Source organism: Microbacterium sp. NPDC089698 (genome assembly GCF_044749045.1).
Lineage (GTDB): Bacteria > Actinomycetota > Actinomycetes > Actinomycetales > Microbacteriaceae > Microbacterium.
This window is the reverse complement of record NZ_JBIVHE010000001.1, coordinates 297,565-313,525: the sequence shown is the minus strand read 5'-3', so window position 1 is coordinate 313,525 and position 15,961 is coordinate 297,565. Positions and strand designations below refer to the sequence as shown.

At 69.8% G+C, this 15,961-nt stretch carries 16 protein-coding genes; 4 read left to right on the top strand and 12 right to left on the bottom strand.

Features of this window, described 5'->3' with window-relative positions; translation table 11 throughout:
• Positions 1 to 4: 4 nt before the first annotated feature.
• On the bottom strand, positions 5 to 1,342 hold the full coding sequence (locus ACIPY5_RS01465) for a replication-associated recombination protein A (protein WP_400965828.1): 1,338 nt from the start codon (positions 1,340 to 1,342) through the stop codon (positions 5 to 7).
• Between the two features lie 120 nt (positions 1,343 to 1,462).
• Between ACIPY5_RS01465 and ACIPY5_RS01460 the strand changes: the two genes are divergently transcribed.
• From ACIPY5_RS01460 to ACIPY5_RS01450, 3 genes are all read left to right on the top strand, one after another.
• The gene (locus ACIPY5_RS01460; protein WP_400965826.1) at positions 1,463 to 1,762 is read left to right on the top strand and encodes a hypothetical protein; all 300 of its coding nucleotides are present in this window, start codon (positions 1,463 to 1,465) and stop codon (positions 1,760 to 1,762) included.
• An 87-nt stretch (positions 1,763 to 1,849) separates the two neighbouring features.
• Positions 1,850 to 3,433 carry a DUF349 domain-containing protein gene (locus ACIPY5_RS01455; RefSeq protein ID WP_400965823.1) on the top strand — a complete coding sequence of 528 codons (1,584 nt, stop codon included), beginning with the start codon at positions 1,850 to 1,852 and terminating at the stop codon, positions 3,431 to 3,433.
• Between the two features lie 91 nt (positions 3,434 to 3,524).
• A complete protein-coding gene (locus tag ACIPY5_RS01450) occupies positions 3,525 to 4,088 on the top strand; it encodes a type IV toxin-antitoxin system AbiEi family antitoxin (protein ID WP_400965820.1) in 564 nt (187 codons plus the stop codon).
• 13 nt (positions 4,089 to 4,101) lie between these two features.
• On the opposite strand, the gene ACIPY5_RS01445 is transcribed toward ACIPY5_RS01450, so the two are convergent.
• The 11 genes from ACIPY5_RS01445 to pdxS form a co-directional block, all read right to left on the bottom strand.
• A complete protein-coding gene (locus ACIPY5_RS01445; RefSeq protein ID WP_309337396.1) occupies positions 4,102 to 6,363 on the bottom strand; it encodes a bifunctional (p)ppGpp synthetase/guanosine-3',5'-bis(diphosphate) 3'-pyrophosphohydrolase in 2,262 nt (753 codons plus the stop codon).
• A gap of 57 nt (positions 6,364 to 6,420) precedes the next feature.
• Complete coding sequence (gene secF, locus ACIPY5_RS01440; RefSeq protein ID WP_309337393.1) at positions 6,421 to 7,422, bottom strand: protein translocase subunit SecF; 1,002 nt, start codon at positions 7,420 to 7,422, stop codon at positions 6,421 to 6,423.
• Positions 7,422 to 9,149 carry a protein translocase subunit SecD gene (secD, locus tag ACIPY5_RS01435; protein ID WP_400965817.1) on the bottom strand — a complete coding sequence of 576 codons (1,728 nt, stop codon included), beginning with the start codon at positions 9,147 to 9,149 and terminating at the stop codon, positions 7,422 to 7,424. The genes secF and secD overlap by 1 nt, the downstream gene beginning before the upstream one ends.
• Before the next feature lie 68 nt (positions 9,150 to 9,217).
• On the bottom strand, positions 9,218 to 9,667 hold the full coding sequence (yajC, locus tag ACIPY5_RS01430) for a preprotein translocase subunit YajC (protein WP_400965814.1): 450 nt from the start codon (positions 9,665 to 9,667) through the stop codon (positions 9,218 to 9,220).
• A 75-nt stretch (positions 9,668 to 9,742) separates the two neighbouring features.
• On the bottom strand, positions 9,743 to 10,771 hold the full coding sequence (ruvB, locus tag ACIPY5_RS01425) for a Holliday junction branch migration DNA helicase RuvB (RefSeq protein WP_400965812.1): 1,029 nt from the start codon (positions 10,769 to 10,771) through the stop codon (positions 9,743 to 9,745).
• Positions 10,764 to 11,381, bottom strand: coding sequence for a Holliday junction branch migration protein RuvA (gene ruvA, locus ACIPY5_RS01420; RefSeq protein WP_400965809.1), 618 nt, complete (start codon positions 11,379 to 11,381; stop codon positions 10,764 to 10,766). Before ruvA ends, ruvB begins: the two co-directional genes overlap by 8 nt.
• A gap of 9 nt (positions 11,382 to 11,390) precedes the next feature.
• On the bottom strand, positions 11,391 to 11,978 hold the full coding sequence (gene ruvC / locus ACIPY5_RS01415; protein WP_309337381.1) for a crossover junction endodeoxyribonuclease RuvC: 588 nt from the start codon (positions 11,976 to 11,978) through the stop codon (positions 11,391 to 11,393).
• Positions 11,975 to 12,604, bottom strand: coding sequence for a GrpB family protein (locus ACIPY5_RS01410; RefSeq protein ID WP_400965805.1), 630 nt, complete (start codon positions 12,602 to 12,604; stop codon positions 11,975 to 11,977). Before ACIPY5_RS01410 ends, ruvC begins: the two co-directional genes overlap by 4 nt.
• 16 nt (positions 12,605 to 12,620) lie before the next feature.
• The gene (locus ACIPY5_RS01405) at positions 12,621 to 13,379 is read right to left on the bottom strand and encodes a YebC/PmpR family DNA-binding transcriptional regulator (protein WP_400965802.1); all 759 of its coding nucleotides are present in this window, start codon (positions 13,377 to 13,379) and stop codon (positions 12,621 to 12,623) included.
• A 105-nt stretch (positions 13,380 to 13,484) separates the two neighbouring features.
• Positions 13,485 to 14,093 carry a pyridoxal 5'-phosphate synthase glutaminase subunit PdxT gene (gene pdxT, locus ACIPY5_RS01400; protein ID WP_400965799.1) on the bottom strand — a complete coding sequence of 203 codons (609 nt, stop codon included), beginning with the start codon at positions 14,091 to 14,093 and terminating at the stop codon, positions 13,485 to 13,487.
• Positions 14,090 to 14,992: a pyridoxal 5'-phosphate synthase lyase subunit PdxS gene (gene pdxS / locus ACIPY5_RS01395; RefSeq protein WP_400965798.1), complete on the bottom strand. Its 903-nt coding sequence runs from the start codon at positions 14,990 to 14,992 to the stop codon at positions 14,090 to 14,092. The genes pdxT and pdxS overlap by 4 nt, the downstream gene beginning before the upstream one ends.
• A gap of 90 nt (positions 14,993 to 15,082) precedes the next feature.
• Here pdxS and pdxY point away from each other — a divergent pair, with 90 nt between their 5' ends.
• Entirely contained in the window at positions 15,083 to 15,934 is an 852-nt protein-coding gene (pdxY, locus tag ACIPY5_RS01390) for a pyridoxal kinase PdxY (RefSeq protein ID WP_400968434.1), read from the top strand.
• Positions 15,935 to 15,961 lie beyond the last annotated feature (27 nt).

Sequence of the window (15,961 nt, the reverse complement as noted above, 5' to 3'; positions counted from 1 at the left end):
TCGTCTACCCCTCCCCCAGGATCCTCCTGATGCGCTCCAGTCGCGCCTGCACCTCGCGCTCTCCGCCGAGCGCCTTGGGCTGATAGTAGCGGCGCCCCTGCAGCTCGTCGGGGAGGTACTGCTGAGGCACGATCCCGGCATCGTTGTCGTGCGGATAGCGATAGCCCTTGCCGTGCCCGAGTCGCTTGGCCCCCGGGTAGTGCGCGTCGCGCAGGTGCACGGGCACCCGCCCGAATCCGCCCGCGCGGACGTCGGCGATCGCCGCGTCGATCGCCAGATACGCGGCGTTGGACTTCGCCGTGGTCGCGAGGTAGACCGTCGCCTCGGCGAGCGGGATCCGCCCCTCCGGCATCCCGATGAAGGCGACCGCGTCGGCCGCCGCGACGGCGATCACGAGCGCCTGCGGGTCGGCGAGACCGATGTCCTCGGACGCCGAGATCACGAGCCGCCGTGCGATGAAGCGCGGATCCTCCCCCGCCTCGATCATGCGGGCGAGGTAGTGCACGGCCGCGTCGACGTCGGAACCTCTGATCGACTTGATGAACGCGCTGATGACGTCGTAGTGCTCGTCGCCCTGGCGGTCGTAGCGCAGCAGCGCGCGATCCACGGCCTGCGCGACGTCGTCGTCGGTGATGGTCGGCGTCTCGTCCTCGGTCAGGCGCTCCGGCGAGGCGGCGACGGCTGCGGCGGCCTCGAGACCGGTGAGCGCCCGTCGCGCATCGCCCGAGGCGAGCCGGATCAGGGCTGCGCGGGCCGTGTCCTCCAGCTCCGCGCGGCCGTTGAGGCCCCGCGGATCCGCCACGGCCCTGTCGATCAGGACGCCGATGTCCTCATCCGTGAGGGGCTTCAGCGTGAGCAGCAGTGACCGGGACAGCAGCGGGGAGATCACCGAGAACGACGGATTCTCGGTGGTCGCGGCGATCAGGATGACCCAGCCGTTCTCGACCCCCGGAAGCAGCGCGTCCTGCTGCGCCTTGGTGAAGCGGTGGATCTCGTCGAGGAACAGGATCGTCGACTGGCCGTAGAGGTCGCGCTGGTTCAGCGCCTCCTGCATGACCTCGCGCACGTCCTTCACACCGGCCGTGATCGCGGACAGCTCCACGAAGCGACGGCTCGAGGACCGCGCGATGGCCTGCGCGAGCGTGGTCTTGCCGGTTCCGGGAGGACCCCAGAGGATCATCGAGACGCTCGACGCGGTCTTCGCCGCCGGGTCCGCGAGGGTCATGATCGGCGATCCAGGGCGGAGCAGGTGCTGCTGCCCCGCGACCTCGTCGAGCGAGATCGGACGCATCCGCACGGCGAGCGGCGTCTGGCCGCTCATCAGCGGAGCTGCAGGAGTCATGCGGTCAAGGCTAACGGCGTGCGCCGACAGTGCGACGCGCACGCGCACTGTCGTGCTCGCGGTGCGCGGCGGGGCGAGGCTGTCGCGATAGGCTCGGTCCTCGACATCCAGGGAGGATCCATGGCCGCTCGCCGCCCGACGAACGCCCGCGACCAGCGCGCTCGTGTCCAGCAGGAGCGCGCTCGCCTGCACGCCGCACGCCAGGATCTGCATGCGGGGAGCGTCCGGCGCAGGGTGCGCGACAACACGATCGCGGTGGTCGCAGGAGCCGTCATCGTGATCGGCGCCGTCGTCAGCCAGGTCGTGCATGCGGAAGTTGCCGCGCCCGCGCCTTCCCCCTCCCCTTCGGTCAGCCCGACGGACCAGCCGACCCCCGCTCCCACGCCCGCGCCCACGGCGACGGAGACCCCGGCCGGCTGAGCCAGGCCCCTCTCGCACGCCGGTCCGGCGTACTAGGCTGGGCCTGTCCTTTCCGCCTCCCGCGGCACGCCGCGCAAGGAGTTCACCGTGTCCACCGAAGAGCACACCCCCGTAAACCCGACCGACGCCTCGCAGCCCGACACCGAGAACGCCCCGACGCCCGTCGCGGACGCACCCGAGGTCGTCGCGGAGGATGCGGAGTCCGCCACGGCCGAGACTGCCGCTCCTGCCGAGCAGTCCGAGGCCCCCGCCGAGGAGGCCGTCGTGCCCGCCGAGGCCGCGGACGCCCCTGCTGAGGAGGCTGCGGCAGAGCCGTCGGTCCCCGCGCCCGCGCCGCGTCCGTCGGCGATGCCCCGGCCGCCGGCCATGCCGCGTCCGCCGGCATCGGCGATCCGCCCCGCCGTGCCCGCTGCGCCCGTCGCCGCCGCCCCGGTGAGCACGAGCGACGCCGCCGAGTGGGGACGCGTCACCGAGGACGGAACCGTGTCGGTGCGCGAGGGCGAGGAGTGGCGCGAGGTCGGGCAGTACCCTGACGGCACCCCGGCCGAGGCGCTCGCCTACTTCGTCCGCAAGTTCGAGGACATCGCCTTCAAGGTGAACACGCTCGAGCAGCGCGTGCAGGCCGGCGGATCCGGCGCCGCGGATCTCGCCAAGCAGGCCCAGCACCTCGTCGTGGAGGTCACCGACGCCGCTGCGGTCGGCGATCTCGCGAACCTGCGGGCGCGCCTCGACGCGCTGACCGGATCCCTCGCCGACGCCTCCGCCGCGGAGGCGGTCGAGGCCAAGGCGGCCGTCGACGCCGCCATCGCCGAGCGCACCGCGCTGGTGGAGCGCTCCGAGGCGATCGCCGCACAGGACCTCTCCTCCGTGCAGTGGAAGAAGGTCACCGAGGAGATGGGCGCGCTGTTCGATGCGTGGCAGAGCCACCAGCAGAACGGCCCCCGGCTGCCGAAGGGCGCGGCGAACCAGCTCTGGAAGCGGTTCCGCGATGCGCGCGCCACGGTCGATCGCCAGCGCCGCGCGTTCTACGCGGAGCTCGACGAGACGCACAAGGCCGCCCGCGACCGCAAGTCGCGTCTGGTCGAGCGCGCGGAGGCGCTCGCGCCCAAGGGCGTCGACGGCATCCCCGCCTACCGCGGCCTGCTCGACGAGTGGAAGGCCGCAGGCCGTGCCGGACGCAAGGCCGATGACGCGCTGTGGGCCCGGTTCAAGGCTGCGGGCGACGCGCTCTACTCGGCGCGCGCCGAGCAGGCGGCGGCCACCGAGGCGGAGTCCGCGCCCCGCATCGAGGAGCGCACCGCGCTGCTCGATCAGGCGAAGGCCGTCGCCGACGAGGCGAACCTCACCAAGGCCCGTGCGCTCCTGACCCGCATCCAGCGTCAGTGGGATGAGGTCGGACGGATCTTCCCGCGTGAGAAGGAGCGCGCGCTGGACGACCGTCTGCGCGTCATCGAGCAGGAGCTCAAGTCTCGCGAGGACGTCGACTGGAAGCGCAACAACCCCGAGACGAAGGCCCGCGCCGGCGCGATGAGCGAGCAGCTCCAGCAGGCCATCGCCAAGCTCGAGGCCGAGCGCGACGCGGCAGAGAAGTCCGGGAACGCCAAGGCCTTCAAGGACGCGACCGAGGCCCTTGAGGCCCGACGCGCCTGGCTGAACGCGCTCGACGGCTGAGCACGCGTCGCAGCCCGACGATCGTCGGAGTTGTCCACAGGGCGGGGGTCTTCGGATCCCCGCCCTGCGGCGTCTGGCCCACACTGAGTTCATGCGCGGCGCCTTCCTGCATGTCCCCGGAGTCCGGCTCTCCTTGGCCGAGCTCACCGCGGCCCGTCTGGACGGCGATGTCGTCGGCCTGGGCGAGGCCTTCGCCCCTGCCGATCTCGTGGAGACGGCGGTGCTGCGCGCCTCTTCGCTGACCTCGCTGATCAGCGGGATGCGCGATGCCGCGTTCGCCGGCATGAGTGCGGCGTGGATCCACGGCGCCGGCGACGCCGCCCCGGAACCGCACGAAGTGCAGAGCGCCTCAGGACGCCGGTTGCGCGCTCCCGTCACGCGCCGCATCATCGTGCACGACCCGATCCTCGATCCGGCGGACGTGCAGCGCCTCGGCGGAATCGCCGTGACGACCCCGGAGCGCACCCTCATCGACCTGCTGCGCTGGCCCGTGACGCTGCCGGAGCGGCACGACTGGGCGCGGCTGCTGGTCCAGGCGGATCCGGCGCTCCTCGGGCGCACGGCGGTCCGCCTGGCCGACATGCGGCATGGACCAGGGCATCACCGCATCGCCCGGTTCCTCGCCGCCCATGGTGCCGAACCCGCCTCGTCCTGAGGGGGATCTCCGCTCAGGACGAGGTGACGCGGTAGACGTCGTAGACGGCGTCGATCCGGCGTACGGCGTTCAGCACGCGGTCCAGGTGCACCGTGTCGCCCATCTCGAAGACGAAGCGGCTCAGTGCCAGACGATCGTTGGTGGTCTGCACCGTCGCGGACAGGATGTTCACGTGGTGCTCGCTGAGCACCCGGGTGACGTCCGACAGCAGGCCCGCACGGTCCAGCGCCTCGACCTGGATCTGCACGAGGAAGATGCTGCGCGTGGTGGGCGCCCACTCGACGTCGACCATCCGATCCTTCTCGACCGACAGGGCCTTGACGTTCACGCAGTCGGAGCGGTGCACGGACACGCCGCTCCCCCGCGTCACGAACCCGACGATCTCATCGCCCGGCACTGGCGTGCAGCACTTCGCGAGCTTCACGAGGATGTCCGCGGCGCCGCGCACCAGGACTCCGGAGTCGCCCTCGCGCGGAGCGCGGCTTCGCCCGTGGGCGGGGAGGTCGATCGCACCGGTCGAGGTGTCCTCGGTCGTGGAGATGAGCGCGGTGACCTTCTCCAGCACAGACTGGGTGGACACGTGCCCTTCACCGACCGCGGCGTACAGCGCCGAGACGTCCTCGTAGCGCAGCTGCTGCGCGACCTCGGCGAAGGAGTCCTGGTTCATCAGGCGCTGCAGCGGCAGGTTCTGCCGGCGCATGGCGCGCGCGATGGCTTCCTTGCCCTGCTCGATCGCCTCTTCGCGGCGCTCCTTCGTGAACCAGCCGCGGATCTTGTTGCGCGCGCGGGTGCTCTTGACGAAGGTCAGCCAGTCCTGGCTGGGACCGGCGTCGGGGTTCTTCGAGGTGAACACCTCGACCACGTCGCCGCTGTTCAGCGCGGTCTCCAGCGGCACGAGGCGGCCGTTGACCTTGGCGCCCATCGTGCGATGCCCGATCTCGGTGTGCACGGCGTATGCGAAGTCGACCGGGGTCGCCCCGGAGGGAAGCCCGATCACGCGCCCCTTCGGCGTGAAGACGTAGACCTCCTTCGCGCCGATCTCGAAGCGCAGCGAGTCCAGGAACTCGCTGGGGTCGGCGGTCTCCGCCTGCCAGTCGGAGATGTGCGCGAGCCAGGTCATGTCGGCATCGGCCGTGGAGCCCTTGCCGCCTCCGTTCATCCGCTCCTTGTACATCCAGTGCGCCGCGACGCCGAACTCGGCCTGCTGGTGCATCTCGTGGGTGCGGATCTGGATCTCCACGGTGCGACCGCCGGGGCCGATCACCGTGGTGTGCAGCGACTGGTAGAGGTTGAACTTCGGGGTGGCGATGTAGTCCTTGAAGCGGCCGGGCAGCGGCGTCCAGCGCGCGTGGATGGCGCCGAGCACCGCGTAGCAGTCGCGGACCGTGCCGACCAGCACGCGGATCCCGATCAGGTCGTAGATGTCGTCGAACTCACGTCCGCGCACGACCATCTTCTGATAGACGGAGTACAGCTGCTTCGGCCGACCGGCCACCTTGCCGCGCACGCGGAGGTCGCGCAGGTCGCTCTCGACCGCGTCGACGACCTCGCGGATGTACTTCTCCCGCTGCGGCGTGCGCTGCTTGATGAGGCTGTCGATCTCCGCGTAGATCTTCGGGTGCAGCACCGCGAAGGACAGGTCCTCGAGCTCCGACTTGATCGCCTGGATTCCGAGGCGGTGCGCGAGCGGCGCGTAGATCTCGAGCGTCTCGGTGGCCTTCTTCGCCGCCTTCTCCGGCGGGACGAAGCCCCAGGTGCGGGCGTTGTGCAGGCGGTCCGCGAGCTTGATGATCAGCACGCGGATGTCCTTGGACATCGCGACGATCATCTTGCGGACGGTCTCGGCCTGGGCGCTGTCGCCGTACTTGACCTTGTCGAGCTTCGTGACGCCGTCCACGAGCATGGCGACCTCGTCGCCGAATGTCGCGGTGAGGTCGGTGAGCGCGTAGCCGGTGTCCTCGACCGTGTCGTGCAGGAGCGCGGCGGCGATCGCCCGAGGCCCGAGCCCGAGGTCGGCGAGGATCTGCGCGACCGCGAGCGGGTGCGTGATGTAGGGCTCGCCGCTCTGCCGCTTCTGGCCCTCGTGCTTCTCCGCCGCGACGGCATAGGCGCGCTCGATGATCGCGAGGTCGCCGCGCGGATGGTTCTGCCGAACCGTGCGGATGAGGTTGTCGAGATCGTTGATCCGAGGCGCGCGCGAGAAGATCCGGGGCACGAGCCTGCGCAGACTCGAACCCTGCGCCGGCGCCCCCGGCGTCGTCCCGACCTCGCTCATCCGACCTCCAGGCAGATCATCCTACAAGCGCCCGGAACGGCAGGACGCATCGGCGGGTCAGACCTCCACCGCGCTGACCGTGGCGCGCTCCCGCGCGGCGAGAACGCGCTTGTCGTGCTCGCGGATCCCCGACTCGTTCTCGCGGAACAGCGAGTACAGCGGTGCGGCGACGAACAGCGTGGAGTACGCGGCGACGATGATGCCCACGAAGATCGAGAGCGAGATGTCGGTCAGCGTCTGCGCGCCGAGCCAGAAGGCGCCGATGAACAGGATCGCACCGACCGGCAGCGCCGCGATGACCGCGGTGTTGATCGACCGGATCAGGGTCTGGTTGACCGCGAGGTTCACGGCTTCGCCGAAGGTACGCGAGGACTTGGTGCCCTCCTCGCTCGTGTTCTCACGGATCTTGTCGAACACGACCGTGGTGTCGTAGAGCGAGTAGGCGAGGATCGTCAGGAAGCCGATGACGGCCGCCGGGGAGATCTCGAAGCCCGCCAGCGCATACACGCCCACCGTGATCACGAGCACGTCGAGGAGGCCGAGGATCGAGGCCGCCGACATCTTCCAGGTGCGGAAGTAGATGGCGAGGATCAGGAAGGTCAGCGCGAGGAAGATCGCGAGACCCCACAGCGACTGCCGGGTCACGCCTTCGCCCCAGCTGGGGCCGATGAACGACGTGTTCACCTTGTCGTCGGCGACGCCGTAGGCCTTGGCGAGAGCGGCGGCCACGTCGTGACTCTGCTGCTCGTCCTTCAGCTGGGCCGTCTGCACGCGGATGTCGCGGTTGTTGACCGTGGTCACCTTGGTGGTGACGTTGGGCAGCACCGAGCGCACCGCGGTCGTAGCGATGTCCTGGTTGCGGTTCGAGGGCGCCTCGACCGTGAACTGCGAGCCGCCGGTGAACTCGATCGAGAACTGCACCGGGCGGAACAGGGGCACGAGGGCGGATCCGACCACGAGCAGAATCGCGATGATGAACCAGACGCGCCGCTTCCCGACGAACGGGAACGAGGTCTTGCCGGAGTAGAGGTCGTTGCCGAACTCGTTCATGGAGCGCATCAGTCGTTCTCTCCGTTCCGGCTCGCGCCCTGGTCCGCGGAGGCGAGGGACTCCGCGCGCTTTCGTTCGGCGATGGTCTGGCGTCGCTCGGCCTCACCGCGGGAGCGGCCGGCACGGGCCGCCTTGCCCTGGGAAGCGGTCACCACCGCGCGGTACTCCGTGCGTCCGCGGTACACCGCGCCGAGCGCCTCGGGGTCCATGCCGGACAGCGGGTGGCCGTTGCCGAAGAAGCGGGTGCGGGCCAGGATCTGCATCACCGGGTGCGTGAACACGACGAAGATCAGCACGTCGATGAGCGTGGTCAGACCCAGCGTGAACGCGAAGCCCTTCACCGTCGCATCGGCGAGGATGTACAGCACCACCGCGGCGAGGATGTTGATCGACTTGGAGATGTAGATCGTGCGCTTGGCACGGCTCCAGCCGTCCTCCACCGCGCCGGTGATGGATTTGCCGTCGCGCAGCTCGTCCCTTATTCGTTCGAAGTAGACGATGAACGAGTCGGCCGTGAATCCGATCGACACGATCAGACCGGCGACGCCTGCGAGGGACAGGCGGAAGCCCATCCGCCAGCCCAGGATGCAGATCAGGACGTAGGTGATGACCGCCATCACGCCGATCGACGCGATGATCACGAAACCGAGCGCGCGGTAACTGAGCAGCGAGTAGATCGCGACGAGCCCGAGGCCGATGAGACCGGCGATGAGGCCGATCTGCAGCTGCTGGGATCCGAGGGTGGCGGAGATGGTGTCGGAGCTCTGCACGGTGAAGCTCAGCGGCAGCGCGCCGAACTTGAGCTGGTCCGCGAGGCTCTTGGCCGTCTCCTGCGTGAACGAGCCGCTGATGGAGGGACGTCCGTCGAGGATGACGCCGTTCATGGTCGGCGCGGAGATGACGGATCCGTCCAGCACGAAGGCGAACTGGTTGCGCGGCGTCTGGCCCTGCTGCGTGAACGCGTAGAGGCGCTGGCTGACCTTGCCGAACGCGTCGGTGCCCTTGCCGTCGAAGGTCAGGTTGACCTCCCACTGCCCGTTCTGCTGGTTCAGGCCCGCGGTGGCGTCCTTGATCGACGTGCCGTCCAGCTCGACCGGGCCGAGCAGGTACTTGGCCTGATCGCTGCTGTCGCAGGCGATGAGCGGCTGATCCGTCGGCTGCTTCGCCGCGTCGCGCTTGGTCTTGCAGTCGTAGGAGAGGAACTCGGCCTGCAGCTTCGGCGTGACCCAGGACATGTCGCTGCCGTCGGTCGGCGACGGCGACGGCGTGGACGCGAGGTCCGGCGCCGGCGTCGGATAGGGCGTCGACTTGCCGTCGTCGCCCACGAAGGACGTCGAAGGCGCCGTGGCCGCGAGCACCGCGCGCAGCTCCATCTTGGCGCTCGCCTGGATCCGGTTGCGCGTGGCCTCGTCCGCCTTGCCGGCGATCTGGACGACGATGTTGCGACCGCCCTCGGTCGTGATGTCGGACTCCCCGACGCCCGACGCGTCCACGCGCTGACGGATGATCTGCGCCGCCTGGGTGAGCTGGTCGGCGTTCGGATCCTTGCCGTCAGCGGTCTGCGCGCTGAGGATGATCTGCGTGCCGCCCTGCAGGTCCAGGGCCAGCTGAGGGGTCCAGGAGCTCTTGCCGAAGCCGTACACGCCGAGCGCGTTCAGGCCGAACAGCACGCCGATGGCGATGAGCAGGCCGAGCAGGACCCGCCAGGCGTGCTTGACGGGAGAAGACGATGCCACGAAGGTTCTTCGCTTTCTGAGGGGGACGGTCTGTCCGGAGGGAGGTCCTGCGCCGAGCGCGGACCGCGTCAGTTCTTGTCGTCGGCCTCGCGCTCCAGGCGGGCGCGGGTCTCCTCGGCCGACTCGATGCGGATGTCCTTGGCGCGCTCGTCGAGCGGCGTCTGCTCGTCCAGCGGGGTCTGCTCGTCGAGCGGCGTGTGCGTGTCCTCGACGGCCGGCGCGTTCTGCTCCTCGTCGACGATGCGCAGGATCGCCTGCGAGTGCACCTCGATGACCACGCCGGGCGCGATCTCGACGCGGGCGGGACGGTCCAGGTTCTCGGCGTCGAACTCGACGATCGTGCCGTAGATGCCGCCCTGCAGCAGCACCTTGGCGCCGGGGATGGTCTGCGTGGCCTTCTTCTCCTGCTCCTCCTTCATGCGCTTGTTGCGACGGCGGGTGGAGAACACCATGAAGACGAGCAGGATGGCCAGGACGAAGAACAGACCGTACTGCGAGAAGAAGGTCGCGAGATTCATGCGAAGAGGTGCCTTTCGGGGCGCGCGCCGATGGTGGGTGCGCAGAAGGGTGGGGACAGTGAAAGTCTCCAGCGATTATAGGTCATCGAACAACGCGGCCCCCTCGGGGTGCGCGACGCCGAGATGCGCGTATGCCTCGGGCATCGCGATGCGCCCGCGGGGCGTGCGGCCGAGGAAGCCGATCCGCACGAGGTAGGGCTCCACGACGCTCTCGATCGTGTCCGCCTCCTCGCCCACCGAGACGGCGAGGGTGCTGAGGCCCACGGGGCCGCCGCGGAAGCGTCGGACGATCGCGTCCAGCACCGCGCGGTCCAGTCGGTCCAGGCCGATCCGGTCGACGTCGTAGAGCTCCAGGGCCGCTCGCACGTCCTCGACGGAGGCCGAGGATCCCCCGCCGTGCACGAGCGCGTAGTCGCGCACGCGCCGCAGCAGGCGGTTGGCGATGCGAGGGGTGCCGCGAGAGCGCCGGCCGATCTCCGCGCGCGCCACAGCCGGGACGCCGACGCCCAGCACGACGGCGGAGCGCTCGACGACGCGCTCGAGCTCATCCGCCTCGTAGTACTCCAGATGCGCGGTGAAGCCGAAGCGGTCGCGCAGCGGATTCGGCAGCAGTCCGGAGCGGGTGGTCGCGCCGACGAGAGTGAACGGGGCGAGTTCGAGCGGGATGCTCGTCGCCCCTGCACCCTTCCCGACCATGATGTCGATGCGGAAGTCCTCCATCGCGAGGTACAGCATCTCCTCTGCGGAGCGCGCCATCCGGTGGATCTCGTCGATGAACAGCACCTCCCCCGGCGTGAGGCTCGACAGCAGCGCCGCGAGGTCGCCGGCGTGCTGGATCGCGGGACCGCTGGACATGCGCAGCGGCCGCCCGCTCTCGTGCGCCACGATCATCGCCAGCGTCGTCTTGCCGAGTCCGGGAGGACCGGACAGCAGGATGTGGTCGGCGGGACGGTCCTGGATCCGCGCGGCCTCGAGCAGGAGCTTCATCTGCCCGCGGACCTTGTGCTGTCCGACGAACTCGTCCAGGCTCGCCGGTCGCAGTGCGCCCTCGATCGCGAGCTCGGCCTCGTCGACGGCCTCGCCGGAATCGTGGAACTCAACCACGCGCGGCTCCGCCCTGGGCGGGCCCGAGGGTCGCGAGCGTGCGGCGCAGCAGGAGCGAGACGGATCCGCGCTCGGTCTCGCTCGCCTCGGTGGTGCTCCGCTCCGCGGCCTCGGCGGCGACGCGCTCGGACCACCCGAGGCCGATGAGGGCGGCGATGAGCTGCGTGCTGATCTCGTCGGGGATCGAGACCGCCACGGGCGCGGCTGCCGGAGGCTGCAGCTTTCCCGTGAGCTGGACGACGATGAGCTTGGCGGTCTTCGGTCCGATCCCGGACACGCGACGGAACGGAGCGTCGTCGTCCGCGGCGACCGCGGTGGCGATCTGGTCGACGGAGAGGTGCGAGAGCACGCCCAGGGCGGACTTCGGCCCCACGCCCGTGACCGAGATCAGGTGCCCGAAGACCTCGAGCTCGGAGGCATCCGCGAAGCCGTAGAGCGACAGGGCGTCCTCGCGCACGATCAGCGACGTGTGCAGGCGCAGCTCGTGTCCGACCCGGGCGGTGTGCGCGACGTCGCCGGGCACGGCGACGGAGAAGCCGACTCCTCCGACCTCGATGATGACGGAATCCATGGTCGCGGACAGCACGGTGCCACGCAGGGAGGAGATCATGAAAGCAGTCTACGCACGTGCTCGTAGGTATGTTCGAGCGACACGCTCGGCGTCAGCCCATGCCTTCTGCGCCGGCGTCTGCGCGCCGCCTTCACCCGCTCCGCCTGCCGCGCCGGAACCGCGCCATGCGTGGCAGAGCGCGATCGCGAGGGCATCGGCCGCATCGGCGGGCTGCGGTGGCGCATCGAGTCGCAGGATGCGCGCGATCATCGCCTGCACCTGCTTCTTGTCCGCCGAGCCGTAGCCCGTCACCGCCGCCTTGACCTCGCTCGGCGTATGCGTCGCGGCGGGGAGGCCATGCTCGGCGGCGATGAGCAGCGCGACGCCGCTGGCCTGCGCGGTCCCCATGACGGTGTGCGTGTTCTGTTGGGCGAACACGCGCTCCACGGCCACGGCATCCGGTTCGTGCTCCGCGATCACCGCACGGATTCCTGCGGCGACCGCCGCGAGCCGCTCCCCGATCGGCGCGTCCACCGGCGTGCGGATCACGCCCACATGAACGAGCGTGCCGCGGCGCATCGGATCGACGTCGACCACGCCGACGCCGCAGCGCGTGAGACCGGGGTCGATGCCCAGAACCCGCCGTACTCCCGTCATGCCTCCAGGCTAGGCGCGGTTCCGCCGCTCGGCGCCGAGGCGCGCGGCCAGCCCATCGCCGTCTGGGCGCGGTCCATGAAGGCGGTCTTCGCCCTCGTGTAGTCGTCGTAGTCGTCGGCGTCCGCGTTCTCCTCCGCGAGGGACCGCTTCAGCCGCTCGTACTCCGCACGCGCTGCGGGATCCGCGCGCAGCCAGTCGCGGAAGGCGACGACGAAGTCGGCGAACGGCGAGTCGGCGCGGCGGATATGCAGGATGATCCCCTGCACAGGGCCCGCCTGATCCAGCTCTCGGAAGTAGAGCAGCTTCTCATGGTGACGCGGGTCGGATCCGGGCCGAGGAGTGTCGACGTCGACCCCTGGCGAATCGGGCCGGGATCCGCGGGCCCTCTCGATCTGGAGCGGCCCGAGCGCCGTGCCGACCGCGGCTTCATCGGGGATCGCCGGTACGAGGAGCTGCAGATCCAGGTACGACTTGGCGGCGAGGCCCGGCACCGCGGTGGATCCGATGTGCTGGAATCCCGCGACGGGGATACCGGCCTGCACGAACGCCTCACGGATCCGCCGGATCCAGCCCGAAGCGACCGATGGCCACGCCGGATCGTACGGGACGATCTCTGGCGCGGCCATCGAAGGGTCTCTCGGCTTACTCCTCGTTCTCGAGCTCGGCCTGCACCTCGGCGGTGAGGTCGAAGTTCGCGTAGACGTTCTGCACGTCGTCGCTGTCCTCGAGCGCGTCGATGAGCCGGAAGATCTTGCGCGCCGCCTCGGCGTCGATCTCGACCTTGAGGTTCGGGACGAACTCGACGTCGGCCGACTCGTACTCGATGCCTGCCTCCTGCAGCGCGGTGCGCACCGCGACCAGGTCGGAGGCGTCGGTGATGATCTCGAAGCCCTGCGCGTGCGGCTCGATCTCCTCCGCGCCCGCCTCGAGGGCCGCCATCATGACGTCGTCCTCGGTGGTGTTCTCACCCTCGACGACGATGACGCCCTTGCGGGTGAAGTTGTAGGCGACGCTGCCGGGGTCGGCGAGCGTGCCGCCGTTGCGGCTGAGCGCGGTGCGCACTTCGGCCGCCGCGCGGTTCTTGTTGTCGGTCAGACACTCGATCATGAGCGCCACACCGTGCGCGCCGTAGCCCTCGTACATGATCGAGGAGTACTCGACCGACTCGCCGCCGATGCCCGCGCCGCGCTTGATGGCGCGGTCGATGTTGTCCTTCGGGACGGAGGTCTTCTTGGCCTTGAGCACCGCATCGAAGAGCGTCGGGTTGCCCGCGAGATCAGCGCCGCCGAGCTTCGCGGCGACCTCGATGTTCTTGATGAGCTTGGCCCACGACTTCGCACGGCGCGAGTCGATGACGGCCTTCTTGTGCTTGGTCGTGGCCCACTTGGAATGCCCGGACATATGTCTCCCGCTCGTATCAGCCCCGCGGTCCATCCCGCCAGGGCATCGTCCATTCTAGAAGATCCGCGCCCGCGGCACCGACGAACGGGGCGCAGAACAGCGAGACTACGCCGCCAGGGCCGACCGCCGCGCCGCCACCAGCTCCAGGAACCGGGCGTGCAGGCGCGTCTCGCCGTTCATCTCCGGGTGGAAGCTCGTGCCGAGCAGGTTGCCCTGCTGCACCGCCACGACACCGCCGTCCGGCAGTGCCGCGATCGCCGTCGCACGGGGCCCGACGCGGGTGATGAGCGGCGCCCGGATGAACGTCGCCTCCACCGGCTCATCGATCCCTGTGACCACGAGCTCCGTCTCGAAGGACTCCACCTGCCCGCCGAACGCGTTGCGGGCGACGGTGACGTCGAGGCCGCCGAAGGTCAGCTGGCCGTCGATCGCGCCCTCGATCTCGTCCGCGAGCAGGATCAGGCCCGCGCACGTGCCGTACACGGGCAGGCCGTCGGCGATGAGGGTCCGCAACGGCTCGCGTACGCCGAAGATCCGGGACAGCTTGTCGATCACGCTCGACTCGCCGCCGGGGATGACCAGTCCGTCGAGCCCGTCCAACTGCTCGGGGCGGCGGACGGGAACCGCCTCCGCCCCGAGCGAGGTGAGGATCGCGGCGTGCTCGCGCACATCGCCCTGCAGCGCGAGCACGCCGATCCGCACGGGGGCTGTCACCAGCCGCGCTCCGCGAGGCGGTGCGGTGCAGGCAGGTCGGACACGTTGATGCCGACCATGGCCTCGCCGAGCCCGCGGGAGACCTGCGCGATCACGGCGGGATCGTCGTAGGCGGCGGTCGCCTTGACGATCGCGGCGGCGCGCGCAGCCGGGTCACCCGACTTGAAGATGCCGGATCCGACGAACACGCCGTCGGCGCCGAGCTGCATCATCATCGCGGCGTCGGCAGGGGTCGCCACTCCCCCGGCCACGAACATGACGACCGGCAGCGCACCCTTCTCGGCGACCTCGGCGACCAGCTCGTACGGCGCCTGCAGCTCCTTGGCCGCCACGTACAGCTCATCCTTCGACAGTGTCGTGAGGCGCGCGATCTCGCCGCGGATCGTACGGATGTGCTTCATCGCCTCGGAGACGTCGCCCGTGCCGGCCTCGCCCTTGGAGCGGATCATCGCGGCGCCCTCGGTGATGCGGCGCAGCGCCTCGCCCAGGTTGGTCGCACCGCAGACGAAGGGCACGGTGAAGCCCCACTTGTCGATGTGGTTGACGTAGTCGGCGGGCGAGAGCACTTCGGACTCGTCGATGTAGTCGACGCCGAGCTCCTGCAGCACCTGCGCCTCGACGAAGTGGCCGATGCGCGCCTTGGCCATGACCGGGATCGACACGGCCGAGATGATGCCGTCGATCATGTCGGGGTCGCTCATGCGCGACACGCCGCCCTGGGCGCGGATATCGGCGGGGACTCGCTCGAGCGCCATGACGGCGACCGCGCCGGCATCCTCGGCGATCTTCGCCTGCTCCGGGGTGACGACGTCCATGATGACGCCGCCCTTGAGCATCTCGGCGAGGCCGCGCTTGACGCGACCGGTTCCGGTGGTCGATTCGGGTGCAAGTTCTGTCATAGGACAGATCATACGCTGTCTGCAATGCAAACCGGCACCGTGCAGACAGCGGCGGGGGCGCCCCCTCTCAGGTGAGAGGATCGAAGGATGCTGAAGGTGCTCTCCATCCAGTCCGCCGTCGCGTACGGCCATGTCGGCAACTCCGCCGCGGTGTTCCCGCTGCAGCGCATCGGCGTCGAGGTGCTCCCCGTCTACACGGTGAACTTCTCGAACCACACGGGCTACGGCGCCTGGCGCGGCCCGCTGATCGCCCCCGATGACGTGCGCGAGGTCGTCACCGGCATCGAGGAGCGCGGTGTGCTCGGCGAGGTCGATGCGGTCCTGAGCGGCTACCAGGGCGGCGAGGGCATCGGCGATGTGATCGTCGATGCCGTGGCGAAGGTCAAGGCGGCCAACCCGAACGCGGTGTACGCCTGCGACCCGGTCATGGGCAACGCCAAGTCCGGGTGCTTCGTCGCCCCGGCGATCCCGGTGCTGCTGCGGGACAAGGTCGTGCCCGTGGCCGACATCATCACCCCGAACCAGTTCGAGCTGGGCTTCCTCACGGACACCGAGCCCGACACGCTCGAGTCGACGCTGGCCTCCGTCGACGTCGCGCGCGCGATGGGCCCGAACACCGTGCTGGTGACCAGCGTCGAACGTCCCGATCGCGAAGAGGGCACGATCGAGATGCTGGCCGTGGACGACAAGGGCGCCTGGCTCGTCGCCACCCCGCACCTGCCGATGAAGGCGAACGGATCCGGCGACGTCACCGCCGCTCTCTTCACTGCGCACTACGTGCGCACGGGCGACGCCAAGACGGCCCTGGAGCTGACCGTGTCGAGCGTGTTCGAGCTGCTGAAGCTCACCCTCGAGTCGGGAGAGCGCGAACTGCAGCTCATCCCGGCGCAGGAGGCATACGCCAACCCTCCGCGGCAGTTCGAGGCCCGGCAGGTGCGCTGACCGCCGTTCCTTCCCCGCGGTCGTCGA